This window comes from Caldimonas sp. KR1-144, from assembly GCF_049446155.1.
GTDB lineage: Bacteria > Pseudomonadota > Gammaproteobacteria > Burkholderiales > Burkholderiaceae_C > Rivibacter.
Window position 1 is genome coordinate 654,935 of record NZ_JBMSEE010000001.1, and the last position, 24,829, is coordinate 679,763.

General features: G+C 71.3%; 22 protein-coding genes. 7 read left to right on the plus strand and 15 right to left on the minus strand.

The window, feature by feature from the left end; all coding sequences use genetic code 11:
* Positions 1 to 2: 2 nt before the first annotated feature.
* From ACO2TI_RS03260 to ACO2TI_RS03275, 4 genes are all read right to left on the minus strand, one after another.
* Positions 3 to 983, minus strand: a complete 981-nt coding sequence (locus ACO2TI_RS03260) for a hydroxymethylglutaryl-CoA lyase (protein ID WP_423282006.1) — start codon at positions 981 to 983, stop codon at positions 3 to 5.
* Entirely contained in the window at positions 980 to 2,197 is a 1,218-nt protein-coding gene (locus tag ACO2TI_RS03265; protein WP_423282007.1) for a CaiB/BaiF CoA transferase family protein, read from the minus strand. The genes ACO2TI_RS03260 and ACO2TI_RS03265 overlap by 4 nt, the downstream gene beginning before the upstream one ends.
* Before the next feature lie 130 nt (positions 2,198 to 2,327).
* Positions 2,328 to 3,230 carry a LysR substrate-binding domain-containing protein gene (locus ACO2TI_RS03270; RefSeq protein ID WP_423282008.1) on the minus strand — a complete coding sequence of 301 codons (903 nt, stop codon included), beginning with the start codon at positions 3,228 to 3,230 and terminating at the stop codon, positions 2,328 to 2,330.
* 10 nt (positions 3,231 to 3,240) lie between these two features.
* Positions 3,241 to 4,161: a hypothetical protein gene (locus tag ACO2TI_RS03275; protein WP_423282009.1), complete on the minus strand. Its 921-nt coding sequence runs from the start codon at positions 4,159 to 4,161 to the stop codon at positions 3,241 to 3,243.
* Positions 4,162 to 4,297: 136 nt separating this feature from the next.
* Between ACO2TI_RS03275 and ACO2TI_RS03280 the strand changes: the two genes are divergently transcribed.
* Both ACO2TI_RS03280 and ACO2TI_RS03285 read left to right on the plus strand, forming a co-directional pair.
* Positions 4,298 to 4,963 (plus strand): response regulator transcription factor, encoded by a 666-nt coding sequence (locus tag ACO2TI_RS03280; RefSeq protein WP_423282010.1) that lies wholly within the window; start codon positions 4,298 to 4,300, stop codon positions 4,961 to 4,963.
* The gene (locus ACO2TI_RS03285; protein ID WP_423282011.1) at positions 4,960 to 6,357 is read left to right on the plus strand and encodes an ATP-binding protein; all 1,398 of its coding nucleotides are present in this window, start codon (positions 4,960 to 4,962) and stop codon (positions 6,355 to 6,357) included. Before ACO2TI_RS03280 ends, ACO2TI_RS03285 begins: the two co-directional genes overlap by 4 nt.
* Here ACO2TI_RS03285 and ACO2TI_RS03290 read toward each other — a convergent pair.
* A complete protein-coding gene (locus ACO2TI_RS03290) occupies positions 6,345 to 7,148 on the minus strand; it encodes a MipA/OmpV family protein (protein ID WP_423282012.1) in 804 nt (267 codons plus the stop codon). The two genes, ACO2TI_RS03285 and ACO2TI_RS03290, sit on opposite strands and share 13 nt — an antisense overlap.
* A gap of 185 nt (positions 7,149 to 7,333) precedes the next feature.
* Between ACO2TI_RS03290 and ACO2TI_RS03295 the strand changes: the two genes are divergently transcribed.
* Positions 7,334 to 9,259, plus strand: a complete 1,926-nt coding sequence (locus tag ACO2TI_RS03295; RefSeq protein ID WP_423282013.1) for a bifunctional metallophosphatase/5'-nucleotidase — start codon at positions 7,334 to 7,336, stop codon at positions 9,257 to 9,259.
* Complete coding sequence (locus ACO2TI_RS03300; RefSeq protein WP_423282014.1) at positions 9,256 to 10,344, plus strand: hypothetical protein; 1,089 nt, start codon at positions 9,256 to 9,258, stop codon at positions 10,342 to 10,344. Before ACO2TI_RS03295 ends, ACO2TI_RS03300 begins: the two co-directional genes overlap by 4 nt.
* A gap of 27 nt (positions 10,345 to 10,371) precedes the next feature.
* Here the strand turns inward: ACO2TI_RS03300 and ACO2TI_RS03305 are convergent, their stop codons facing one another.
* Complete coding sequence (locus ACO2TI_RS03305; protein WP_423282015.1) at positions 10,372 to 11,136, minus strand: hypothetical protein; 765 nt, start codon at positions 11,134 to 11,136, stop codon at positions 10,372 to 10,374.
* A complete protein-coding gene (locus ACO2TI_RS03310) occupies positions 11,133 to 11,345 on the minus strand; it encodes a hypothetical protein (protein ID WP_423282016.1) in 213 nt (70 codons plus the stop codon). The genes ACO2TI_RS03305 and ACO2TI_RS03310 overlap by 4 nt, the downstream gene beginning before the upstream one ends.
* A gap of 175 nt (positions 11,346 to 11,520) precedes the next feature.
* Between ACO2TI_RS03310 and ACO2TI_RS03315 the strand changes: the two genes are divergently transcribed.
* Entirely contained in the window at positions 11,521 to 12,231 is a 711-nt protein-coding gene (locus tag ACO2TI_RS03315) for a hypothetical protein (protein WP_423282017.1), read from the plus strand.
* Here ACO2TI_RS03315 and ACO2TI_RS03320 read toward each other — a convergent pair whose 3' ends face one another.
* Positions 12,232 to 13,107 carry a caspase family protein gene (locus ACO2TI_RS03320; RefSeq protein WP_423282018.1) on the minus strand — a complete coding sequence of 292 codons (876 nt, stop codon included), beginning with the start codon at positions 13,105 to 13,107 and terminating at the stop codon, positions 12,232 to 12,234.
* 133 nt (positions 13,108 to 13,240) lie between these two features.
* Between ACO2TI_RS03320 and ACO2TI_RS03325 the strand changes: the two genes are divergently transcribed.
* The gene (locus ACO2TI_RS03325) at positions 13,241 to 16,123 is read left to right on the plus strand and encodes an adenosylcobalamin-dependent ribonucleoside-diphosphate reductase (RefSeq protein WP_423282019.1); all 2,883 of its coding nucleotides are present in this window, start codon (positions 13,241 to 13,243) and stop codon (positions 16,121 to 16,123) included.
* 11 nt (positions 16,124 to 16,134) lie between these two features.
* Here the strand turns inward: ACO2TI_RS03325 and ACO2TI_RS03330 are convergent, their stop codons facing one another.
* From ACO2TI_RS03330 to ACO2TI_RS03360, 7 genes are all read right to left on the minus strand, one after another.
* Positions 16,135 to 16,482 (minus strand): DUF4148 domain-containing protein, encoded by a 348-nt coding sequence (locus tag ACO2TI_RS03330; RefSeq protein ID WP_423282020.1) that lies wholly within the window; start codon positions 16,480 to 16,482, stop codon positions 16,135 to 16,137.
* A gap of 72 nt (positions 16,483 to 16,554) precedes the next feature.
* Positions 16,555 to 16,770, minus strand: coding sequence for a hypothetical protein (locus ACO2TI_RS03335; RefSeq protein WP_423282021.1), 216 nt, complete (start codon positions 16,768 to 16,770; stop codon positions 16,555 to 16,557).
* 61 nt (positions 16,771 to 16,831) lie between these two features.
* Positions 16,832 to 17,626, minus strand: coding sequence for an oxidoreductase (locus ACO2TI_RS03340; RefSeq protein WP_423282022.1), 795 nt, complete (start codon positions 17,624 to 17,626; stop codon positions 16,832 to 16,834).
* Between the two features lie 40 nt (positions 17,627 to 17,666).
* Positions 17,667 to 18,308 (minus strand): TetR/AcrR family transcriptional regulator, encoded by a 642-nt coding sequence (locus ACO2TI_RS03345; RefSeq protein ID WP_423282023.1) that lies wholly within the window; start codon positions 18,306 to 18,308, stop codon positions 17,667 to 17,669.
* Positions 18,309 to 18,313: 5 nt separating this feature from the next.
* Entirely contained in the window at positions 18,314 to 21,427 is a 3,114-nt protein-coding gene (locus ACO2TI_RS03350; protein ID WP_423282024.1) for an efflux RND transporter permease subunit, read from the minus strand.
* Positions 21,424 to 22,560 (minus strand): efflux RND transporter periplasmic adaptor subunit, encoded by a 1,137-nt coding sequence (locus ACO2TI_RS03355; RefSeq protein WP_423282025.1) that lies wholly within the window; start codon positions 22,558 to 22,560, stop codon positions 21,424 to 21,426. Before ACO2TI_RS03355 ends, ACO2TI_RS03350 begins: the two co-directional genes overlap by 4 nt.
* Entirely contained in the window at positions 22,557 to 24,065 is a 1,509-nt protein-coding gene (locus ACO2TI_RS03360; RefSeq protein WP_423282026.1) for an efflux transporter outer membrane subunit, read from the minus strand. The genes ACO2TI_RS03355 and ACO2TI_RS03360 overlap by 4 nt, the downstream gene beginning before the upstream one ends.
* A gap of 68 nt (positions 24,066 to 24,133) precedes the next feature.
* Here ACO2TI_RS03360 and ACO2TI_RS03365 point away from each other — a divergent pair, with 68 nt between their 5' ends.
* Entirely contained in the window at positions 24,134 to 24,781 is a 648-nt protein-coding gene (locus ACO2TI_RS03365; protein WP_423282027.1) for a TetR/AcrR family transcriptional regulator, read from the plus strand.
* Positions 24,782 to 24,829 lie beyond the last annotated feature (48 nt).

A 24,829-nucleotide genomic window follows, 5' to 3' on the forward strand; every position in this document is an offset into this window, starting at 1 on the left:
GTTCACTGATCGCGCGCCAGCGCACGTTCGCGCGTGGCCTCGAAGTCTGCAGGCAAGGGGTGCAGGTCGAGCCGGCGCCCGGCCTTGACGATCTGGCTCGGCGTGTCGTGGCCGATCAGCGCCGGCAGCCGCCTCGACGCGTCGATCAGTGCGGCGAGGTCCACGCCGGTGTCATAGCCCATCAGCTCGAGCGCGTGCACGATCTCCTCGCTGCAGACGTTGCCGCTGGCGCCGGGCGCGTAGGGGCAGCCGCCCAGGCCGCCGAGCGAAGCGTCGAAGCGCTCGGCACCCGCGTCGATCGCGGCGAGCACGTTGGCCAGGCCCATGCCGCGCGTGTTGTGGAAGTGCAGCGTGAGTTCGGTGGCCGGCCAGCGCGCGCGAAAGGCCCGCACCAGCGCCGCGACCTGGCCTGGATAGGCCATGCCGGTGGTGTCGCACAGCGTCACGCCGCGCGCGCCGAGCTCGCCGACGAAGCGCTCGCACCATCCGAGCACCGTGGCCTCGGGCACGTCGCCTTCTATCGGGCAGCCGAACGCGCAGGACAGCGACACGTTCACCGCGACCCCGGCCGAGCGCGCGATCGCGTTGACTTCCGACAGCGCCGCGAACGACTGCCCGCGCGTCATGCGCAGGTTGGCGAGGTTGTGGCTTTCGCTGGCCGACATCACGAGGTTGAGCTCGTCGGCGCGCGCATCGATCGCGCGTTCGGCGCCGCGCACGTTGGGCACCAGCGCGCTGTAGACCACGCCGGGCGCGCGCTCGATCTCGCGCAGCACGACCTCGGCATCGCGCAGCGCCGGAATCGCCTTGGGCGACACGAAGGCCGTGACCTCGATCTTCGCCAGGCCGGCGCGCGACAGCGCATTCACCAGCGCGATCTTCTCGTCGGTGGGAACAAAGGTTTCCTCGATCTGCAGGCCGTCGCGCGTGCCGACTTCCTGCATGTGGATGCGCCGCCCGGCGCCGTGCCAGATGCCTTTCATGCGACCACCTTGGCTTCGCGCAGCGCCGCGATCTCGCGCGCCGACAGGCCCAGCTCGTCCAGCACCGCGTCGGTGTCCTCGCCGAGCCGCGGTGCGGGCGAGCGCAGCGTGCCCGGCGTGCCGAGCAGCTTGGGCACGATGCCCGGCACCTCAAGCTCGTAGCCGTCGCGCGTGGCCTGGCGCAGGATCATGTCGCGCGCACGGTAGTGCGGGTCCTCGGCGATGTCCTTGGCGGTGTAGACCTTGCCGGCCGGCACGCGCGCGGCGCCCAGGACCTCGAGCACCTCCGCCACGCGGCGCAAGCGCGTCCAGGCCTCGATCGCCGCGTCCAGTTCGGCCACGCGCGCGACGCGTCCGGCGTTGTCGGCCAGGCCCGGGTCGCCGGCGAGGTCGTCGCGGCCGAGGGTCTGCATCAGGCGCTTGAAGATGCTGTCGCCGTTGCCGGCGATCAGCACGAAGCCATCCGCGCAGCGATACGCGTTCGACGGCGCGATGCCCGGCAAGGCGCTGCCGGCCGGCTCGCGCACCGCGCCGAACACGCTGTACTCGGGGATCAGGCTTTCCATCACGTTGAACACCGACTCGTTCAGCGCGACGTCGATCACCTGGCCCTGGCCGCCGTTGACCTTGCGGTGGTACAGCGCGGTGAGGATGCCGATCGTGCCGTGCAGCGCCGCGAGCGTGTCGCCGATCGAGATGCCGCAGCGCACCGGCACTTGCCCGGGCTCGCCGGTCAGGTGGCGCAGGCCGCCCATGGCCTCGCCGATCGCGCCGAAGCCCGGCAGGTCGCGGTAGGGGCCGCTCTGGCCGTAACCGGAGATGCGCAGCATCACCAGGCCGGGGTTGAGTCCGGCCAGTGCCTCGTAGCCCAGGCCCCAGCCTTCGAGCGTGCCGGGGCGGAAGTTTTCGATCAGCACGTCGGCCTCGGCGATCAGCTTGCGCGCGACGTCCTGGCCTTGTGACTGGCGCAGGTCGAGCGCGATCGAGCGCTTGTTGCGCGACTGCACCTGCCACCACACCGAAGTGCCGTCCTTGATCAGGCGCCAGTTGCGCAGCGGATCGCCGGTGCCCGGCGGCTCGATCTTGATCACCTCGGCGCCGAACTCGGCCAGCATCTTGCCGGCGAAGGGGCCGGCGATCAGCTGGCCCATCTCGACGACGCGCAGGCCCTTCAAGGCGCTGGGCGACATCGCGGCGTTCGTCGGCATGTTCATGCAGGAGTTCCTTGCGATCGGGGTGCGAAGGCATTCTGGAAGCCGGCCCGCGGTCCGGGAAGAACCAAGCCGCGAGCCCTGCTTTCGCGGATCGAGAAAGCCGATGCGGGGAGTTCCCGGTGCAGCCGGTTCAACGGCGCGGCGCCGCGCAGAGGTGGTCGATCAGCATGCGCACGTGGCGCGGCACGGCGTTCGCGTCGCGCAGCCCGATCAGCAGGCGCCGCGTCGCCCAGGCGTCATCAAGCGCGACCTCGTGCAGGTTCATCGAGCGCACATAGGGGCGGATCGCCTCGCCCGGCAGGATCGCGACGCCCATGCCGGCGGCCACCATGCGGCACATCGCGTCGAAGCTGCGCACCTGGATGCGCATCTTCAGCCGGCGCCCCAGCACTTCCGTCTCGGCCTGCAGGCGCTGCGCGAGCGAGGTGCCCTTGGAGAGACTCACGAAGTCGTCGTCGACCACCTCCTCGAATCGCGCCGTGCGCCGGCGCGCCAGGGCGTGGCCGCGCGGCACGACGAGGACCAGGCGGTCCTCGCGGTAGTTCATCAGGTGCAGACCGATGGCCGGCGTGCGGTCCGCGAAGATGCCGAAGTCGGCGCGCCCGTCCATCACCGCCAGCACGACCTCGCTGCTGTCTTCCTCCTCGAGCTCGATGCGGATGCCCGGGTTGCGGCGCACGAAGCTGGCGATGTCCGACGGCAGGAACTGCGTGACGGCGGAGGTGTTGGCCCACAGGCGCACGACGCCGACCAGGCCCGAGGCGTAGTCGGACAGGTCGGCGGCGAGCTGGTCGACATCGCTCAGGATGCGCTGCGCATGGCGCTGCAGCGCCTGGCCGGCGACGGTGAGCGTGACGCCGCGCGAGTGGCGCTCGAGCAGCGCCGCGCCGACGGCGTCTTCGAGGTCGGCGATGCGCTTGCTGGCCGCGCCGACCGCCAGCGAGGCCAGCGCGGCGCCCTTGCTGATGCTGCCGCTGCGCGCGACCAGGCTGAACAGGGAGAGCGAGACGAGGTCGAGACGATGCAGGTTCATGGCGCCCACGCTAGGGCGCGGGCGCATGACTCGTCAAGAAGGCCCGGCGGTGCTCGCTCGTCGCGATCGGATAGCGCATCGCGTGGGCGTCCGATGCGGCGACGCCGCGCGAATGCAGGCGAAAGCCCTGCTCCATCGTCGACAGCGAGACCGCGACCGCGGTGAAGCCGAGCGCGGCCGCGCGGTCGAGCGTGGCGCGCGTCGCGTCGGGCCAGCTCGCCGGTGGGCGCTCATTGCACAGCAGAACAAAGTAATGCAGCAATGCCGCCTCGGCGAGATCGCCGCGCGTGACCCGATCAATATGGGCGCGGGCGGCGGCCATGGCATGGCGCCGCAGGAGCTCGAAGCTGAAGAGCAGCAGGTGGACGTCATGGTCGCCATGGCGGGCCTCGAGTTCGCCGAGCGCCGCGCGCAGCGGTTCGTGGCCGGCCCTTGCGCTGCCGCCGACGAGCCGCTCGACCACGTCGCCATGCCCGTCGTCCTCGGGCATCCGCCCCACGTACTCGACTTGCATGTCGGTCAACGGCGTTTGCGCGGCATCCGACAAGGCCAGCAGCGCCGGCAAGCCGATGCGCAGCGCGTGGCCGCCGCGAGTGACCAGGCGCAGCGTGTCGAGCACATGCGAGCGCCGCTCGAGCTGCACGTCGACGAACAGACCCGGCAGCGCCGCGGCGAAACGCAGCTCCCGCATCTGCGAGCCCACGCCCACCTCGACGATGCCGGCCACTTCACCGCCGCCGGCGCGCAGGCCCAGCGAGGACTCGACCAGGCGCAGCCGCGACCTGCGCGCGACGAGGCAGACGTTGCAGGCCTCCAGCGCGCGGCGGATCTCGATGCCGACCTGGCGCAGCTCGGCCGGGCGAAACACGAAGGGATCGGCCGCATGGAGCTCGAGTGCCGGGCCGTCGGTGAAGCTGGGGGGCGGGCTCATCGGACGGGTCGGCTCGCTGCGAGCGGCCGTAGCGGACGAACTCATGGGCGTGGGGCGCAGGTGAACGACACCGGCGCATGCTCCGCCAGAGGGCATTAAAGACTGTTTAACGCCGCGTTCGAGATACTTCGGCCCGATGCAGATCCTGCTGGTCGAAGACGATGCGATGCTGGCCGCCGCGGTGCGCGAGAGCCTGCTGCGCCACCGCTACGAGGTCGATGTCGCCCCCGATGCGGCGGCGGCTCGCATCGCGCTGGGCGACCACCATTACGGCGCGGTCCTGCTCGACCTGGGCCTGCCCGGCGGCTCGGGCCTGCGGGTGCTGCGCTTCATGCGCGAGCGCTACGACACCACGCCGGTGCTGATCGTCACCGCGCGCGGCCAGCTCAGCGAACGCATCGAGGGCCTCGACGCCGGCGCCGACGACTACGTCGTCAAGCCCTTCCAGCTCGACGAGCTCGAGGCGCGGCTGCGCGCGGTGCTGCGGCGCGCGAACGGTCGCGTCGCGCCGGTGCTCGAGTTCGGCGAGGTGCGGCTCGACCCGGCGCAGCGCTGCGTCTGGCGCGCCGGCGAGCCGGTGAACCTGAGCGTGCACGAGTACCGCACCTTGCTCACGCTGATGGAGCGCAGCGGGCGCGTCGTCACGCGCGCCCAGTTGGAGGTCGCGCTGTACGGCGCCGACAGCCCCATCGAGAGCAACACGGTTGCGGTCTATATCCACAGCCTGCGCCGCAAGCTCGGCGAGTCGCTCATCACGACCGTGCACGGCCAGGGCTACCGGCTCGGGGCCGTCTCGTCATGACGGCGCGCTTGGGTTCGCTGCGCGTTCGGCTGCTGCTCGGCCTGCTGGCCGCGGTGGGCGGCGTGTGGCTGCTGTGGATCGGCGTGCAGTGGCTGATGCTGCGGCACGAATCCTCCGGCTGGTGGGACCGCTGGCTGCGCAACGCCGGGCAGGAACTCCTGCGCTCGATGCCCGCGACGCTGCACGAGGACGTCGATCGCCTGCGCGAAGGCGGCGGCTACCGCCTGCCGCCCGGCATCGCCGCACAGCGCGACGCGGTGAGCTTCCAGATCTGGAGCACCGACGGCCGCCTGCTGCTGCGCTCGCCCGACGCCCCGCCCACGCCGCTGATTCCGATCGACGCCGCGAAGCCCGACGCCATCGACCTGGTGACGGTGAACGGCGACCTGTGGCGCGCCTATGCGGTCAGCGATGCCGGGTCGAAGATCGTCGTCCAGGTCGCCAAGTCGCGGGCGCAGATCGCCCATCAGCTGGCGCTGTGGGCCTTCAGCGGCATCGCGGTCGCGGCAGCGATGGTGCTGCTGCTGGGCGCCGTCGCGTGGGCGATCGTGCGATGGTCGCTGCGGCCGGTGAACGAGGTGCGTTCGGCCCTGGTGCGGCGAGACAGCCTGGACATGCGGCCGGTGCCCACGCAGCAGGTGCCCGACGAGCTGCGCCCGCTGATCCGTGCCTTCAACCAGCTGCTGGCCCGGCTCGACACCGCGCTGCAGTCGGAACGGCGACTCATCGCCGATGCGGCCCACGAGCTGCGCACGCCGCTGGCGGTGCTGATGGCGCAGGCCGAGCTGGCGCGCTCGGCCGAGACGCTCGAGCAGGCGCGCGACGCGATCACGCCGCTGATGCGCGGCATCGAGCGCAGCTCGCGCCTGACAGAGCAGCTGCTCGACATGGCGCGCGTCGACGCGTCCAGCGCCGAGGACGAGCGGCCCGAGGTCGCGCTGCACGAGCTGGTGGCCCATGTCGCGCAGGAGTTCGCCGAGCTGGCGCGGCGCGAGCGCAAGACGCTGCAGGTCGAGGTCGAGGCCTGTGTCGTGCGCGGCGACGTGGACGCGATCGGCGTGCTGGTGCGCAACCTCGTCGACAACGCGCTGCGCCACGGCGGCACCAGCGTGCGCGTCGCGATCTCCTGCCGCATGGCCGAGCGCGACGGCCAGGCGCGGCCGATGCTCGTGGTCGAGGACGACGGCATCGGCGTGCCGGCCGCCGAGCGCGAACGCATCTTCGACCGCTTCTACCGCGTGCCCGGCACGCCCGGCAGCGGCAGCGGCATCGGGCTGTCGCTGGTGGCGCGCGTCGCGCAGCTGCATCGGGCGCTGATCGACGTCGGCGCCGGCGTCGATGGCCGCGGCACGCGCGTCAAGGTCTGGTTCCCCCGGGCGGCTCAGAAGCTGTAGACGACGAAGGCCGCGACCGAGTTCTGCGTCTCGTCCTCGACGATCGGGCTGTCCTTCGCGTCGCCCTGCAGCCGGCCGGCCGTCAGGCGCAGGCCGGCGCTCCACTGCGGCGTGAAGCGGTAGTTCGCCGTGGCCGAGAAGCGCACCGAGGTCAGGCCCGAGCCGGCCGAATGGACCGGCATGCCCGAACGCGCGCTTTGCAGCGGCGTGACGCCGTAGACCGTCTGCATGTACTCGCTGCTGCCGAAGGTCAAGGTCGGCCCGATGGTCAGCGACAGGCTGGGCGTCAGTGCGAAGCTCACGTCGGCCTCCAGCGCCCCGACCAGGCCGAGGTCCTTGTCGCCGATGTCCTGCGCCACCGCCGCGCGCAGCGCGTAGCGGTCGAACGTGTAGACGCCGTAGAGCGCGACGCGCTGCGTGCCCTCCACATCGCCGAGGCCGGCCAGACGCGCGGCGTCGGACTCCTTGCGGATGTCGCGCAGCTCGGCCGTCACGGCCGCGCCGAGCGTGAGCCCGCCGTTGCGGTACAGCCGCGCGCCGATGCCGGCGGCTTCGGGCAGGCCGGGCACGTTGCCGAGGAAGAAGCGGCCGTAGTCGATGCGCAGCATCGGCACGGCCCGGGTTTCCTGGTCACCGCTGCCCGGGTACTCGGGCGAACTGAGCGCCGCGGCGCCGACGCTGATGTGCAAGCGATCGTCCTCGGCGGACTGCGCGCAGGCCGTGGCCTGGAACAACGATGCCGCGGCGGCCGCCAGCGAGACGACGGCGTAGTGCGCGAGTGAGCGGGACATGGAACCTCCGTGGGGTTGCGAACGAGCGGCGATCGTCGCAAGGCGCGTTTAAGACGGCTTTAACGCGTGGCGTTCGTGCGTGCGCGATCGGCGTGCGTCACTGCGTGCGTCACCAACGGGTCATCGAATTGACTTGCGGCGCGGGCATGGTGCGCGCCGTTGGATTCCATCTTCCAGGAGGCTCAATGTCCCGTCGCATCGCCATCGCGCTGGCCGCTTCACTCGTGCTCGGCAGCGCTGCGTCCCAGGCCCAGGTACCGGCACCGGCCGATGCGCACGGGCGCCCGAACCAGGGCCCCATCCGCGTCAAGATCGTCGGCTTCAACGACTACCACGGCAACCTGCAAAGCCCCGGCACGTTCGGGCAGAACACCTCGGTTCCCTTTGCGCAGCGCCCGCCGGTCGGTGGCGCCGACGCGCTGGCGGCCTACGTCGCGCGGCTGAAGGCGCAGAACAAGCACAACGTCGTCGTCGGCGCGGGCGACTTCATCGGCGCCTCGCCGCTGATCTCGGCGCTGTTCTTCGACGAGCCGGCGGTCGAGACGCTCAACCGCATCGGCCTCGAGTTCAACGCCGTCGGCAATCACGAGTTCGACAAGGGCGCAGCCGAGCTGCTGCGCCTGCAAAACGGCGGCTGCAAGCTCACCAACGGCGCGCAGGACCCGAACAGCTGCCTGGGCGCCCAGGTCGGCACGCCGGCGCCTTTCGAGGGCGCGCGCTTCCAGTGGCTGTCGGCCAACGTGGTCTCCACCGCGACCGGCCGCCCGCTGCTGCCGGCCTACGGCGTCAAGGCCTTCAACGGCGTGCGCATCGCCTTCATCGGCATGACGCTCAAGGGCACGCCCGGCATCGTCACGCCGGCCGGCGTGGCGGGCCTGGAGTTCCGCGACGAGGCCGACACGGTCAACGCGCTGATCCCGCGCCTGCGCCGCCAGGGCATCGAGGCCATCGTCGTGCTGGTGCACCAGGGCGGCTTCCAGTCGGCGGGCTTCTCCGACATCAACGGCTGCGACGGCAACCTCGCGGGCTCCGATCTCGCGAACATCGTCTCGCGCCTGGACAACGCGGTCGACCTCGTGATCAGCGGCCACACCCACGCGGCCTACAACTGCTCGGCCAACACGGTCGACGTGCGTTCGGTCAACGGCGCGGTCACCTCGACGCCGCGCCCCACCGGACTGCCCAACGCGGCCGGGCGCCTGGTGCCGGTCACCAGCGCGAGCGCCTTCGGCCGCGTGCTGACCGACATCGACGTCACGCTCGATGCGCGCACGCGCGACATCGTCTCGGTGAGCCCGACCAATCGCCTGGTCGACCGCAACGACCCCGAGATCGTCGCCGCGATCGCCGCCCAGCCCGCGGTACGCGACCTCGTGACGGCCTACAACGGCCTGGTCTCGCCGATCGCCAACCAGGTGATCGGCTCGATCACCGCGCCGCTGCCCAACAGCGCCGACGCCGCCGGCAACATGCCCGCCGGCGAGCTGATCGCCGACTCGCAGCTGCAGGCCACCGCGCCCGCCGGCTTCGGCAACGCGCAGATCGCCTTCATGAACCCGGGCGGCGTGCGCAACCCCGGCTTCACGTACCCGAGCAGCACGGCCGGCGAAGGCGACGGCAACGTGACCTACGGCGAGGCCTTCACGGTGCAGCCCTTCGGCAATTCGCTGGTCACGCTGACGATCACGGCGCAGAACCTGAAGAACGTGCTCGAGCAGCAGTTCGCCGGCTGCCGCGGCCAGGCCAACACGCGCATGCTGATTCCCTCGGCCGGCTTCAAGTACACCTGGGACTCGACCAAGGCCTGCGACGCGCGCATCACCGACGTGCGCCTGGTCAACGCCAACGGCGCGGTGGTCGACCAGATCGTCGACTCGCTCGGCAACGTGGTGCAGCCGGCCAAGACCTACCGCGTGACGGTCAACAACTTCATCGCCAGCGGCGGCGACGGCTTCACGACCTTTGCCACCGCCACCAGCGACGCGCTCGGCGGCGCGCAGGACATCGACGCGCTGACCGCCTACCTGGCGAATTTCAAGCTGCCCGCGAAGCCGGCCTACAACCCGGCCGCGCCCGAGCTGGGCAAGCCGCGCATCACGCGCCTGCCGTGATCGCGGCATCGCTGCGCGCCGCGGCGCTGGCGCTCGCGAGCACCGCCGCGCTCGCCGCACTGCCGGCCGACGTGACATCGCTGGTCGAGCAAGCCGAGGCCGCGCTCGCGCGCGGCGACGCGGCCGCGGCAACGCAGCGCTTCGAGGCGGCGGCCGAGCGCGCGCACGAAGCCGGCATCGAGACCGGCATCGTGCGCGCCGCGATGCAGTCCGGCCGCTACCGCGAAGCCCTCGCCTTTGCCGCGCACACCGCCGGCGTGCATGCCGACGAGGCCGAAGGTGTCGCCCTGTACGCGTGGCTCCTGTCGGTGGGAGGCCAGCAGGCCGCGGCCGTTCGCACGCTCGAAGCGGCCCGCGGTCGTGTCGACGATGCGGCGCTGCTCGACGCGGTGAGCACCGCGCTGGCAACACCGAGCGCCGCGCCGGCCGCGAGAACGCAAGCATCGCCGCCGCTGTTCGCGCCTTACGCCGTCGGCGCGCAACCGCCGGCGCCCGCGACGGTGATCGCCACCGGCCTGCTGATCGACGGCGGCCGCCGTGCTCTCGCGCCGGCGCAGCTGCTCGCGAAGGACCGGCCGCTGTGGCTTCGCAACGGGCTGGGCCAGACCGTGCAGGCACACGTCGAAGCGATCGATGCGGCAACCGGCATCGCGCTCCTCCAACTGGCTTCGCCGCTGCCGTCGCCCGCAGCAGCTTGGGCCGCGTCGGATGCCTTCCCCGGCTCGCCGGCCGGCGTGCTGCAGTTTGCTGCGGGCCCTGACACGCCCGCGTGGCCACGCCTGAGCCAGGGCTTTCTCGGTCAGCCGATCGGCGAGGGTGCGCGGCGCCGGCTGGGCATCGACGTGCCGCCCACCGCGCCCGGCGGTCCGGTGACGGACATGCGCGGCCATCTGGTCGGCATCGCCTCGACCGCGGCCGACGGCGCGCCGACGCTCGTCACCGTGTCGAGGCTGCGCGCCGCCGGGTTCATCGGCGATGCCGCACCGACAGCGGCACCGCCCCAGCGCCTGGCACCGGACGAGCTCTACGAGCGCGGGCTGCGGCTCGCGCTGCAGGTGATCGCGTCCCCGCGCACGCAGCCCTGAGTCAAGCCGACCGGCCGCCGCGCGGCGCTACTTCGCGCTCGCGTAGGCCTTGCTGAGCTCCGGCAGCAGCTTGGCCGCGTCGAGCACGTGGTTCAGCGCGCGCAGCCGCCAGCCGTCGACCTCGGCGCGGTCCGCAAAGTCGGCGCGCAGGATCTGGCGCCGGTAGGCGGCGAGCACCTCGCGCACCGCCTCGGGCGGCGTGCTCGAGAGGTTCACGATCAGCAGCGGCTGCCCGGCCGCGAGCTTGCCGTCGATCGGACGCGCGGCGGTCACGAGCAGCGGCCCTTCGGGCGACTGCGAGCCGCACACCTTCATGACCTGCGCGCCGCGGCTGGGGTGGCACACGCTGGCGAGGATCATCGTCGCCTGGCCGTGGTCGTAGGACTGCTGCATCAGCGCGGCGGCCGCGGCCTGCGGTTGCTGGCGCGCGGCGACCAGCAGCCGCGCGGCGTCCGATGTGTTCTTCACCGGGATCGCAACGAGGTTGAGGTTCTCGCGCGCGAACGCGGTCTCGCCGGCGCTGTCGGTGGTCGAGAACAGCTCGCCGAGCACGCGCAGCGTGTTGCGGTTGGCCGAACGCGTGAGCAGCACGCTGTAGAGCCCGTAGCCGGCAGGCGCCGGCGTCGCGCGGTCGAGCGGCAGCCAGGCGCTGTCGCGCACCTCGGGCGTGGTCGTGCCGGGCCAGCCCTTGGTCGGCGAGTCGACGGGCGCCTGCTGGGGCGGCGGGCTCGGCGTCGTGCAGGCCTGCAGCAGCCATGCGCAGGCGCCCAGCAGCGCAAGGCCCAGCTTCATTGCGAAGCCTTGACGTCGCCCGGCGCCGGCGGCTTGCGGCGCAGCGCCCACAGCCGCGCGAGCAGCAGCCGCAGCACGATGGCGACGAAGACGAACAGCGCGGCCAGCTCGCTGCTCATGTCCACCAGCGGATAGAGCCAGCGAAACGCCAGTCCGAGCGCCAGCGCGAGCACGAGCACGCCGACGACGGACAGGGTCAGGTCCTTCATCGCCGCACCTCCGGGGCCTAGGGTGCGACCGGCCCGGGATGGGCCGGCACGGCCTCAATGTAGCCCTCGCCCAGGCTCGCCGCCATCCCCCGGGGAGCGTAGCGGCGCGGCTTTTCAGCCCGCTTGGCATGACCTAACTTGACAGGGCAGAAAGAGCCACAAGCGGGGGAAGACGATGAACAGATCCGCGATCGCGGGCGCGGCGCTGGCTGCGTGCGCCCTGTGCGGCCCCGGCCAGGCCCGGGCGCAGGAGGCCGGGCTGAGCATCTCGGTCGGAGTGCGAGCCTGGTACACCGACTGGTCGACCTTCAGCTACTTCGCGCCGGACGGCGTGAACAACCTGGCGCTGACGCAGGTCTCGGCGAACGAGAAGTTCGCGTGGCTGCCGCTGATCAGCGTGCGCTACGGCGACTTCTTCGCATCGTTCAGCGGCATGCCATCGACCGACTTCCACTTCGTCGAGGGCGGCACCGGCACCCGCAAGGAGTACGACCTCAACATCGGCTACGCCGTGCTCCCCGGCCTGGCGTTGACGCTGGGCTACAAGAAGGTCTCGCAAGGCGATGGCGACGCGGTCTACCGGCCCGCGGGGCCGGTGATCGGCGTCAACTTGAACGCGCCGATGTCCGGGCCCTGGTCGCTGTACGGCGCCGTGGGGCTGGGCTGGCTCAAGACGCCCGGCGGCGACGACATCCAGTTCGACGCCGACTACCGGCTCGCCGAGCTGGGCCTGGCCTACACCATCGACGGCGGCGCATGGATCAAGAGCTGGACCTTCACCGGCGGCTACCGCATCCAGGTCCTGACCTCGAAGGACGCGTTCAACGCGCAGGACGGCCGCGACACGACGCAGGGCTTCACGCTCGGCGCGATCGCATCGTTCTGATCAGAACGACGGCGGCACCTGCGCCGCGCCGGGGCAGCCGGCAAAGCAGAACGTGCCGCCGAACGAGCCGTAGATGAAGGGCGTCTGGCGCCGGCGGTAGTCGCGCGCGGTCTCGGTCTCGACGCCTTGCGTGACGCGCTTGATGAACTCCTCGACCGGCACGCCGCGCGTGCCGATGTGCTGCAGGATGTGCTTGGTCAGCGGGCCGTTGCGGCCGTCGCCGTCGTAGGCCGCGTCCTTCGAGGCGGTGGCGTAGAGCACGATGGTCGACGGCGGCGCATCCTTGATCGGCGCCAGGCCGCTGGCGGCGCGGCCGTCGGTCTCGAGCGCGCGCACGAGCGCGGACTTCGTCGCTGCCGGCGGCGCACCGCGTGAGGTCGCGGTCCGCGGCGCGGCGAACAGGTCGGTGCGGCAGGCGTCGAGGATCACCAGCTGGAACTTCGTCGGCCGCTGGCGCAGCCGATCGAACAGCTCATCGACCCCGTACAGCACGCGCAGCGGATCCTCGCTCACCGACCTGGGCTGCACCTGGGTCGGGATCAGGAAGTTGGCGTCGCGCGCCTGCACGCCGTGGCCGGAGAAATAGAACACGCCCACCGAGGAGGGGCCGAGCTGCTCGACGTACTCCTTGACCCGCGCGTCGAACTCGGCGCGGTCGCGCACGTTGGCATGGCACAGCGTCTTGAAGCCGAGCCGGCCGAGCGCCGCGCACATGTCGGCCGCATCGTTGGCCGGGTTCTTGAGCGCCGGCGCGTTCTCGTAGGCGGCGTTGCCGATCACCAGCGCCAGCCGCGGCACGCCCTCGCCGCGCGGCGGCGCGCTGCAGGCGGCCAGCAGGGCCGCGCACGCGGCGAACAGGATCCGAAACGGCTTCATGGCAGCGCCCCCCCCGATCGGCTTGCATCGGCGCCCTCCCGAGTCCGGCGCAAACTGCATCCGATCCTATCTGGGTCAAAACCACGTCGGAAAAGCGGCACTAAGGTGGCTGGATCCACCCAAGGGAGCGCCCATGACCGAACTCACCGCCATCCCCGTGCGAACCGCCCTGCCCGCCCAGGCGATCAGCGAGGAGGTCCTGCGCGAGAAGTACGCCAAGGACGACGAGCGCAGCATCGACGACGTGCGACGGCGCATCGCCCGCGCGCTCGCGCAGGCCGAGCCGGCGGCGCAGCGCGCGGCCTGGGAGGAGCGCTTTCTGGGCGCGCTGCAGGCGGGTTTCGTGCCGGCCGGGCGCATCTGCTCGGCCGCCGGCACCGACCTCAGCGCGACGCTGATCAACTGCTTCGTGCAGCCGGTGGGCGACTCGATCGCCGGCGACGACGAAGGCCATCCCGGCATCTACACCGCGCTGACCGAGGCCGCCGAGACCATGCGCCGCGGCGGCGGCGTCGGCTACGACTTCTCGCGCATCCGCCCGCGCGGCGCCTGGGTCGAAAGCACGCGCTCGAGCGCCTCGGGCCCGGTGTCGTACATGCGCGTGTTCGACCGCTCCTGCGAGACGGTCGAATCGGCCGGCGCGCGCCGCGGCGCGCAGATGGGCGTGCTGCGCTGCGACCACCCGGACATCGAGGAGTTCATCCACGCCAAGGACGAAGGCGACCTCGCGAACTTCAACCTCTCGGTCGGCGTGACCGACGCCTTCATGCAGGCCGTGGTCGACGACGCGCCGGTCGAGTTGTGGCACCGCGTGGCGCCGGGGCCGCGCCTGGCCGCCGAAGGCGCGCACCAGCGCGCCGACGGCAGCTGGATCTACCGCAGCGTGCCGGCGCGCGCGCTGTGGGACCAGATCATGAGCTCCACCTACGACCACGCCGAGCCGGGCGTGCTGTTCCTCGACCGCATCAACGCCGACAACAACCTCGGCTACTGCGAGACCATCAGCGCCACCAACCCCTGCGGCGAGCAGCCGCTGCCGCCCTACGGCTGCTGCTGCCTCGGCTCGATCGACCTGACGCGCTTCGTCGTCGAGCCCTTCGAGCCCGGCGCGCGCTTCGACGAAGCCGGCTTCGCGGCGCTCGCGAAGCTGGCGGTGCGCATGCTCGACAACGTGCTCGACGTCTCCGTCTGGCCGCTGGCGCGCCAGGCGCAGGAGGCGCGCGACAAGCGCCGCATCGGCCTGGGCTTCACCGGTCTGGGCGATGCGCTGGTGATGCTCGGCCTGCGCTACGACAGCGCCGAGGCCCGCGCCGCCGCGGCGCGCATCGCCCAGCTGCTGCGCGACGCGGCCTATGCGGCCTCGGCCGAACTGGCCGTCGAGCGCGGCGCGTTCCCGCTGTTCAACGCCGACTTGCTGCTGCGCCGCGGCACCTTCGCCTCGCGCCTGCCGGCCGAGCTGAAGGAGCGCGTGCGGCAGGTGGGTCTGCGCAACTCGCACCTGCTGTCGATCGCGCCGACCGGCACGATCAGCCTGGCCTTCGCCGACAACGCGAGCAACGGCATCGAGCCGGCGTTCTCGTGGCGCTACACCCGCAAGAAGCGCATGGCCGACGGCAGCACGCGCGAGTACGCCGTGGAGGACCACGCCTGGCGGCTGTGGCGGCACCTCAAGGGCGCCGACGCGCCGCTGTCGCCGGCCTTCGTCACCGCGCTGGAGATGAGCGCGCAGGCGCATGCCGAGATGGTGGCCGCGGTGGCGCCCTTCGTCGACACGGCCATCTCGAAGACCGTCAATGTGCCGGCCGACTACCCCTACGAGGACTTCAAGGACCTCTACCTCGGCGCCTGGCGCGCCGGCCTCAAGGGCCTGGCGACCTATCGGCCCAACGCGGTGCTGGGCGCGGTGCTGAGCACGCAGGCCGACGCCGACGTCGCCGAGCCCGCCGCCGCGGCGCGGCCCGCGCTCGCCCCCAACGCCAACGACCGCCTCGCGCTGCGCCTGGCCTCGCAGCCGGTGCTGGCCTCGCTGCGCTGGCCGGGCCGCCCCGAGCTGCCGGCCGGCAATGCGGCGTGGACCTACATGCTGCGCCACCCGTTCGGCGAGTTCGCGCTCTTCATCGGCGAGCTGCCGGGCGACGACGGCCGGCCGGCGCCTTTCGAGGTGTGGGTCAACGGCGCCGAGCAGCCGCGCGGCCTCGGCGCCCTGGCCAAGACGCTGTCGATGGACCTGCGCACCCGCGACGTGGCCTGGATCCAGGCCAAGCTCGACGTGCTGGCCACCGTGCGCGAAGAGCGCGCGTTCGAGATGCCGATGCCGCCCGACGGCACGCCGCGCCTGTTCCCCGGCGTGGTCGCGGCGACCGCGGCGGTGATCCGCTGGCGCTGCGAGGCGCTGGGCCTGTGGTCGCGCGCCAGCGCCGAGACACCGGTGATCCGCGCGATGTTCAGCCGCGACGAGCCGGTGACCGGGCCTGACGGCACCCTGGCCTGGTCGGTCGACGTGCACAACCCGGCCTCGGGCGAGGCCTTCACGCTGACGCTCAAGGAGATCGTCCTGCCCGACGGCAGCACGCGGCCCTGCGCGATGGGCCTGTCGGGCAACTACCCGCGCGCGCTCGACGGCCTGGCGCGCATCCTCTCGCTCGACATGCGCGTGCTCGACCCGGCGTGGATCGGCATGAAGCTGCGCAAGCTGCTGAGCTACGCCGAACCGCTGGGCCACTTCATGGCCTTCGTGCCCGGCCTGCCGCGCGAGCAGGCGCGCCAGCAGACCTGGCCCTCGACGGTCGCCTATCTCGCGCGCCTGGCGATCCACCGCTACGCGATGCTCGGCATCCTCGACGAGCACGGCTATCCGCTGCGCGAGATGGGCCTGCTGCAAGCGCCGCAGGACGACGACTCGCCGGGCGGGCCGATGGCCGGCCACGCCTGCCCCGAGTGCGGCAACACGACGCTGATCCGCAAGGACGGGTGCGATTTCTGCACCGCGTGCGGGTATGTGGGCAGTTGCGGGTGACCCCGTCCTTCTCAGCCGCGCGTGCGCGACAGCGTCTGCACGCGGACCGCAAATGCCGGCGATGCACGCAGCGCCGCATAGCGGGCCTGAGCGCGGCGATAAGGCTCGCTGAAGACGTTCGGGTCACCGCGACGCTCCAGTTCCGCGAGCCCGGACTGCTGCCAGATCTCGAGCTCGGCCAGAACCTCGGCACGCGAGCGCGACGATTGCAGCGATTGGTTCGTGATGTCGGTGCCCGACATGGGGTTGACCTGCGCGATGGCCGCGCTCGTGCCGAGGGCCGCGATCGCGATGGCGACAAATGGCTTGATATTCATGATGCGTATTCCTTTGAACGTTTGAGAGGCTATTGAGATCAATCCACGAATTCAGAAACGGGTGAATTCAATATAGGCATCGACGCCTTCAATTGAAGAGCACCGATTGGCAAATCACCATTTCCGATTCATCAAGATTGGCCCCGTGATTCGGGCTTCAGCGTTCACGTCGACGGATGAAGGAACACGATCTTGCGGCGCATCGACGGCCGGCAGCGCGGTCGGCACGTCTTGAATGGCAGGAACCGACCCGGGTTTTCCGGCCCCTTCGTTCGCCCGCCTGTGCGCACGAATGGCGAGGAGCAGCATGCGGGAATAGGTGATGCTCATGACGTCTTCCTTTTCCTGATGCGTGTCGCCATTCACGCGGGTGGAGATCAATGGCGCCGGCCTATACGGGCATCTGCAATTGCTTTCGCAAGCTCTTGTCGAAGGCCGACGCCGGGACGAAGCGCCGCAGGAGGCTGACCTTCCTGGCCAGGGGGCCTGCCGCGTAGCGCAGGCGCGGTGTCGGCGCGCTGGCGGCGGCAACGACCGTCTCGGCCACCACTTCCGGCGCGTCGGCCGTGGTCATCACGGCGCGGAACACCGCTTCGGCATGCGATCGCGCCGCGGCGTAGTGATCGTCTTGCTGATCAGCGGTCAGCACATGGCTGTCGAAGCCCGTGCGCGTGTAGGCTGGCTCGACGAGCACCACCCGAATGCCGGCGTCCCGGATTTCATGGTCCAGCGACTCCGAGTAGCCTTCGATCGCGTGCTTGCTCGATGCATACAAGGCCATGAAGGGCGCCGGAATGAAGCCCTGCACCGAACTGACGTTGACGATGCGTCCCGAACGCTGCCGGCGCATCGCGGGCAGGACCGCCCGGGTCATGCGCATCACGCCGAACACGTTGACCTCGAAGATCGCCTTGGCCTGCTCGAGCGAAGACTCTTCGGCAGCGCCCATCAAGCCGACGCCCGCGTTGTTGACCAGCAGGTCGATGCGCCCTGCCTTCGCAAGCACCTCGCGCACCGCGGCGTCGACCGACGGGCCGCTGGTCACGTCGCAAGCCACATAGTCGACCCCCGCAAGCTTCGTCGCCGGCGGCTTGCGGTAGGTGGCGAACACCTGGTAGCCGGCAGCCTTCAGCGCGCCGGCGGTCACGGCACCAATGCCTGCCGTTGCGCCGGTGACGACGGCCACGGGCCGGGATTGATTTGCGGGATTCATTGACATTGCCGACTCACTTTCCGATCAAACCGTGAATGACCAAATCAAAATGCCGGTTGAACGGATCGCTCGCACGGGTCGAGCGATCAGGCGGCATTCGAGGACCGATGGCGTGCTGGTGAAGACACGAGAAGACGATCGGCAGCACCAGCGCGTGGACCACCACGTCGGGATCCACGGGCCGGAACTCGCCGCGATCGATGCCGCGCACGACGATCTCGGAGACGAGGCGCCGCGCGGGCTCGATCACCTCGGTGGACCAGAACTCGGCCAGTGCCGGGAAGTTGCGCGCCTCCGCGTACACCAGCTTGAAGATGCCGCCGGCGTCGACTCGCATCAGCGCCGCTTGCCAGGCGGTCAGCACCTCGCGCAGCAGATCGACGCTCGGGCGGTCATGCGGTGCCTCGTGCGCGCCGATGGCCACGTGAGACAGCAGGCCCTCGGCGATCAGTGCCTTGAGCAGGTCGTCCTTGCTCGGAAAGTAGAGATACAGCGTTCCCTTGGAGACGCCGGCGCGCGCCGCGATGTCTTCCGCCCGGACGCCGGCGTAGCCCTTCTCCACCACCAGCGCGAGCGCCGCCTCGAGCAGCTCCCGAGGCCGGGCATGCCTGCGACGGCGTCTCGGCACGGTGGCGCGATCGAGCCCGGCGTCCATGGCACTCAGGCGCCGACCGTCACGGGCGCCGGCTCGCTCGCCGGCTCGCTCGGCGGCACTTGCGCCGGGCTGTCGCGCCGGATGCGGAACCACGCGGCGTACAGCGCCGGCACGAACACGAGCGTGAGCGCGGTGGCGACCACGAGACCGCCCATGATCGAGATGGCCATCGGCCCCCAGAACACGCTGCGCGTGAGCGGAATCATCGCCAGCACCGCGGCGGCGGCGGTCAGCACCACCGGGCGCGAACGCCGCACCGTGGCGTCGACGATGGCCGTCCAGGGCGCGACGCCGCGCGCGATGTCCTGGTCGATCTGGTCGACCAGGATGATCGAGTTGCGCATGATCATCCCGCCGAGCGCGATCACGCCGAGCAGCGCGACGAAGCCGAACGGCGCCTGGAACAGCAGCAGCGCCGGCACCACGCCGATCAGCGCCAGCGGCGCCGTCAGGAACACCATCGCCAGCCGCGAGAAGCTTTGCAGCTGGATCATCAGCAGCGTCAGCGTCACCGCGAACATGGCCGGAAACACCGCGAACAGCGCCACGTTGGCCTTGTCGCTCTCCTCGATCGCGCCGCCCTCCTCGATGCGGTAGCCCGGCGGCAGGCTGTCGATGATGGGCTGCAGCGATGGCCGGATCTGCGCCGTGGCGTAGGGGCCTTGAACGCCGTCGATCACGTCGCTGCGCACGGTGAGCGCCATGTCGCGATTGCGCCGCCACAGCACCGGCTCCTCGAAGGTCGGCTCGATGCGCGCCAGCTGGGACAAGGGCACGGTCACGCCGCTGCGCGTGAAGACCTGCAGGTCGCCGATCTGGCCGATGCTCTTGCGCTCCTCGGGCGTGGCGCGCACGACCACGTCGACGAGTTCCTCGCCGCGGCGGATCTGCGTGACGGGCGCTCCGTCCAGCGTGGTCTGCACCAGGCCCTGGATGTCGGCGCTCGACAGGCCGAGCAGGCGCGCCTTGTCCTGGTCGACATGGATGCGCACCGAGCGCACCTGTTCGTTCCAGTCGAGCTGCGTGTCGCGCACGAGCGCGCTCTGGCGCACCGTGTCGCGCACCCGGTAGGCGATCTCGCGCACCTGGGCCTTGTCCGGCCCGATGACGCGGAACTGGACCGGAAAGCCCACCGGCGGGCCGAACTCCAGGCGCTGCACGCGGGCCCGGACGTCGGGAAAGTCTTCATCCTTGTCGAAGAGCGCCATCAGACGCGAGCGCACGCGCTCGCGCGGCTCGATGCCGGCCGTCTTGATGACGAACTGGGCGAAGCCCGGGTTGGGCAGCTCCGGCTGGATCGACAGGTAGAAGCGCGGCGTGCCGGCGCCGGTGTAGGCGGTGAAGAACTCGATGTCCGGATCCTTCTTCAGCCGTTCCTCGAGCAGCTTCACCTGGTGCTCGGTGGCGGCGAACGACGCGCCCTCGCGCAGGCGCAGGTCGACCAGCAGCTCGGGCCGCGACGCGGTGGGGAAGAACTGCTGCTGCACTTTCAGCATGCCAGCCCCGGCGAGGCCGAAGATCAGCACCGTCAGCGCCAGCACCAGAACGCGGTGCTGCACCGCCCAGTCGACGATGCGGCGCAGCCGGTGGTAGATCGGCCGGTCGTAGACGTCATGGTGCGTGCCGGTCGAAAGATTCTTCGGCAGCAGCATCACGCCCAGGTAGGGCGTGAAGACGACCGCCACGAGCCACGAAAGGATGAGGGCCACGCCCACCACCCAGAAGATGCCGCCCGCGTACTGGCCGGCAATCGACTTCGCAAAGCCCACCGGCATGAACCCGGCCGCGGTGACCAGGGTGCCGGTCAGCATCGGGAAAGCGGTGGAGGTGTAGGCGTAGGTGGCGGCGCGCAGGCGGTCCCAGCCCTCCTCCAGCTTCACCACCATCATCTCCACCGCGATGATGGCGTCGTCGACCAGCAGCCCCAGCGCGATGATCAGCGCGCCGAGCGAGATGCGGTCGAGGGCCCAGCCGGCGGCATACATGACGGCGGCCACCAGCCCGAGCACCAGCGGCACCGAGGCGGCGACCACGATGCCGGTGCGCCAGCCGAGGAACAGGAAGGACACGGCGAGCACGATGGCCAGCGCCTCCAGGAAGGAGCGCTCGAATTCCCACACCGACTCGGCCACCACGCGCGGCTGGTCGGCGTACTGCTCGATCTCCACGCCAACGGGAAGCTCCTGCCGGATCTCGGCGAGCCGCTTCTCCAGCGCATGGCCGAAGTCGAGCACGTTGCCGTTCTGCTGCATCGTCACGCCGATGGCCAGCACCGGCACGCCGTTGTGGCGAATGCTGAAGCTGGGCGGATCCTCGTAGCCGGCGCGCACCGTGGCGACGTCGGCCAGCCGAAGCAGCTGGCCGCCCACTTCGAGCGTGACGTTGGCGACATCGCGGGCAGTGCTCAGCCGGCCGTCCACGCGCACCTGGACGCGGTCGTGCGTCGTGTCGGCCGAGCCGGCCGGGATCACGAGGTTCTGGCGCGCCAGCGCGTCGAACACCGCCGTCGGCGCGATGCCGAGCGCCGCCAGACGCCGCGTCGACAGCTCCACGTACACGCGCTCGGCCTGCTTGCCCAGCACGTCGACCTTGGCCGAGCCGGGCACGCTCTGGAAGCGGCGCTTCACCGCTTCGGTGACGTCCACCAGCTCGGCCATCGAGAGATCCGGAGCGCTCAGCGCGTAGAGCACGCTGTAGCGGTCGTTGTACTCGTCGTTGAAGAAGGGCCCGCGCACGCCCTCGGGAAACTCCTGGCGCACGTCGCCGATCTTCTTGCGCGCCTGGTACCAGGCGTTCTCGAGTTCGGCCTTGCTGCTGCCGCCCTTCATCCACAGCGTGATGCCGCCATAGCCCTGGCGCGCGAAGCTGCGCACGTACTCGAAGTGGTCGAGCTCCTGCAGCCGGCGCTCGATGCGGTTGAGCACCTGGTCCTGCACCACCTGCGCGGTGGCGCCCGGCCACACGACGATGGCCGTCATCTGCGGCACGTCGAAGTTGGGATCCTCCAGGCGGCCGAGCCGGCTGAAGGCCAGCGTGCCGACGATGAGCGTCGTGATGATCAGGAACAGCACCATCGGCCGGTGCGTGACGGCCCATTGCGAGAGATTGAAGCGCTTCATGACTTGCTCTCGGCGACGGCCGCGCCCGCGGCGGCTTCGGGCGCACGCTCGATGGCGCGCACGGGGATGCCCGCATCGAGCTTCTGGGCGCCGACGCTGACCACGCGGCTGCCGACGGCCAGGCCGCTCACGCGCGCCGAGGCGTCGTCGATCGACACCACCTGCACCGGCGCGAACACCAGGCCCGAGCCCTTGGCGTCCAGGGTCCAGACGCCCGTCGGCCCGCTGCCCTTCACCAGCGCGGTAACCGGCACGACGGCGGTCGCCGGGCCGGCCTTCGGCGCCGCCAGCGTGAGCTGCATCGTGCTGCCCAGCGGCAAGGCCGCCATCTGCGCGCGCGACGGCGCGGCGGCGGCATAGCGCGCGCGGAAGGTGCGGCCCTGCGCGCTGGCCAGCGGCGAGAGTTCGCGCAGCGTCAGCTGCAGCGGCGATGCCGCGTCGTGCCACGGCGCGGCGGTCGCGACCAGCGAACGCGCGCGGCCGACCCAGTCTTCCGGCAGATCGACGACGATCTCGCGCTCGCCGTCACGCGCCAGCGACATCACCGGCTGGCCTTCGGCCACCACCTGGCCGCGCTCGAAGCGCAGCGCGGTGACGACCCCGGCGTAAGGCGACAGCAGCGTCGCGTAGCCCTCGCGATTGCGCGCCAGCTCCAACTGGCGGCGCGCCTGGTCGAGCCGCGCGGCGGCCGCGTCGGCGCGCGCCTTCTGGCGCTCGTGGTCGGCAGCGCCGACGGAGCCATCGGCCAGCAGGCGCCGAAAGCGCGCCTCGTCCGAGGCCGCCTGCTGCGCGTCCACCGAGGCCGCCTGCACCTGGTCGGCGGCGGCCCGCACGGCGAGCTGGTAGTCGGCAGGGTCGAGCCGGGCCAGCACCTGGCCGGCCTTCACGGTGTCGCCGACGTCGACCAGCCGTTCGACCACCTTGCCCGCGGTGCGAAAGCCCAGCTCGGTCTCGACGCGGGCGCGCACGACCGAGGTGAAGGTGCGCGTCTGCGCCGACGTGGCCTCGGTGACGGTGGTCACGAACACCGGCTTGACGACCGCAGCCGGCGCAGGCGGCTCGCTGCAGGCGGCCAGCAGCGCGCCGGCGGCGGCAAGGGCCGTGAGGGTGAGGGCGGGAAGGCGGCGGTTCACTGCGGCGTCCTTGCGGCAAGAGGGTTCATGGCGGTGGCGGTCTGGGCGGTTGCGACGAAGCCTCCACCCAGGGCCTTGTAGAGCTGCACGTCGGCCAGCACCTGCTGAAGGCGGCTGTCCGACAGGGCCAGTTCGCTGGCGAGCACCGAGCGCTGCACGTCGAGCAGCACCAGCAGGTCGATCTGCCCTTCGCGCTGCAGCGACTCGGCGCGCTGCAGCGAGCGGCGACGGTGGTCGACGGTGCGCGCCAGCGCGGCGGCGCGCTCGGCTTCCTGGTGGCGCACGAGCAGGCTGTCCTCGACCTCCTGCACGGCCACCAGCACCGCCTTCTGCCAGGCCAGCAGCGCCTCCTCGGCACGCGCCGATTGCGCGCGGATGCCGGCGTCGATGCGCCCGGCGTTGAAGATCGGCGCCGCAAAGGCCAGCGCCACGTTGGAGAAGCGCACCGGCGCGAGATCCAGCGCGTTGAGCTGCAGGTCCTGGCGGCCGACCAGGGCGCTCAGGAAGAGCTTGGGCCACCACTGGGCGCGGGCCTCGGCGCCGCGCAGCGTCTCGGCCGCGACGCGCGCCTCGGCGGCGATCAGGTCGGGACGTCGCTGCAGGAGTTCGCTGGGCTGGCCCGTGCCGATGTCGCGTGCGCCGGGCCATGCGAAGTCCGCGCCGTCGCCGACGACACGCTCCGACGGGTTGCGGCCCAGCAGCACGGCCAGGCGGGTCTGCGAGGTGCCGGCCAGGATCCGCAGCGCGGGCACCTGGGCGTCGAACGCATCGGCCTCGGCGCGCGCGCGGTCGAGGTCGAAGGCGCTGGCCTCGCCTTCGCGAAAGCGGCTCTCCACGCGTGTGGCCGTCTGGCGCTGCGCCGCGGCCAGGGCTTGCACGATGCGCAGCCGCTCTTCGGCGCTGCGCAGAACGAAGTACTGGCGCGCGACGTCGCTGGCCACCAGCAGCCGCGCGCCTTGCACGCCCGCGCCGGCGGCCGCGGCATCGGCCTGCGCCGCATCGCGCGCGGCGCGAACGCCGCCGGCCAGGTCGATCTCCCAGGCGACATCGACGCCGACGCGCAGCGCACGCGTGTCGGGCAGGCCTTGCTTGACCGGCGCGGGCAGGCCGCTGTCGCTGCGCGAGGCCGAAGCCTGCAGGCCGATCGTGGGCCACAGGTGTGAGTCCTGCGCGTCGCGGCCGGCGCGGGCCTGCGCGACGCGCTGCAAGGCGATGGCCACGTCATGGTTGGCGGCCAGGGCCTGGTCGACCAGCGCCGCGAGCGTCGGGTCGCCCCAGCCGGCCCACCAGGCGCCATCGAGCGCCTGAACCGCCGGCGACGACCCCGATTGCGCAAACGCGGGCGCCAGCGGCACCGACGGCGCCGGTGGCTGCACGGGCGCCGTCGAGCAGGCCGACACGCTCGCCAGCACCACCGAGAACGCCGCGAACAGCGGCAGGGCACGAGCGACCCGGACGCCGGCGTGGGGCGTGCGGTGCGGTGCGGGCTTGATGAAGGGCTTCATATACTGGACCATCTAGTCCAGTAAGTGTAGCGAGCTATAATGGACTGTCAAGTACAGTAATTCTTGCCATGACTCCCACCAAGGACGACGACGCACCCAAGCCGCGCCGCGGCCGACCCCGAGATCCCGAGCGCTGCCGGCGCATCATCGAAGCGGCGCACCGCCACTTCACGATGCATGGCCTGGAGCGCGCCAGCGTGGACGCCATCGCGGCCGATGCCGGCGTCTCGAAGATGACCATCTACAGCAACTTCGCGTCGAAGGAAGGCCTGTTCGAGGCCGTGGTGCGCGAACGCACCGACCGCGTGGTGGGCGGCGTCGAGGGCGTCGAGGCGCTGGACCCGAAGCAGCCCCGCAAGGCCCTGCTGGCGATCGGCGAGCAGTTCCTGGCGCTGGCGCGCGAGGACGACTCGCTGGGCAAGTTCCGCTCGGTCTACGGCGTCGCGGGCGCGTATCCCGAAGCCTGCCGGGCGTTCTACCGCCAAGGCGCCGAGCGGCTGATCGGCGACGTGGCGGCGTACCTGCGCCGTGCCCACGCGGCGGGCGCGCTGAACGTGCCGCACCCGCGACAGGCGGCGGACTTGTTCCTTTCGATGTTCCTCGGCGACGGCCACATCCGCGGGCTGCTGATGCTGGAGATGCCCGATGAACGCGAGAACAAGGCACTGCTTCGCGAAGCCGTGCGGGTGTTCTTGGCGGCCTACGGCGAAGACTAGGGCCCTGTCGACACGGCGGAAGGGTTCGCCGGACCGGGCAAACAGTCG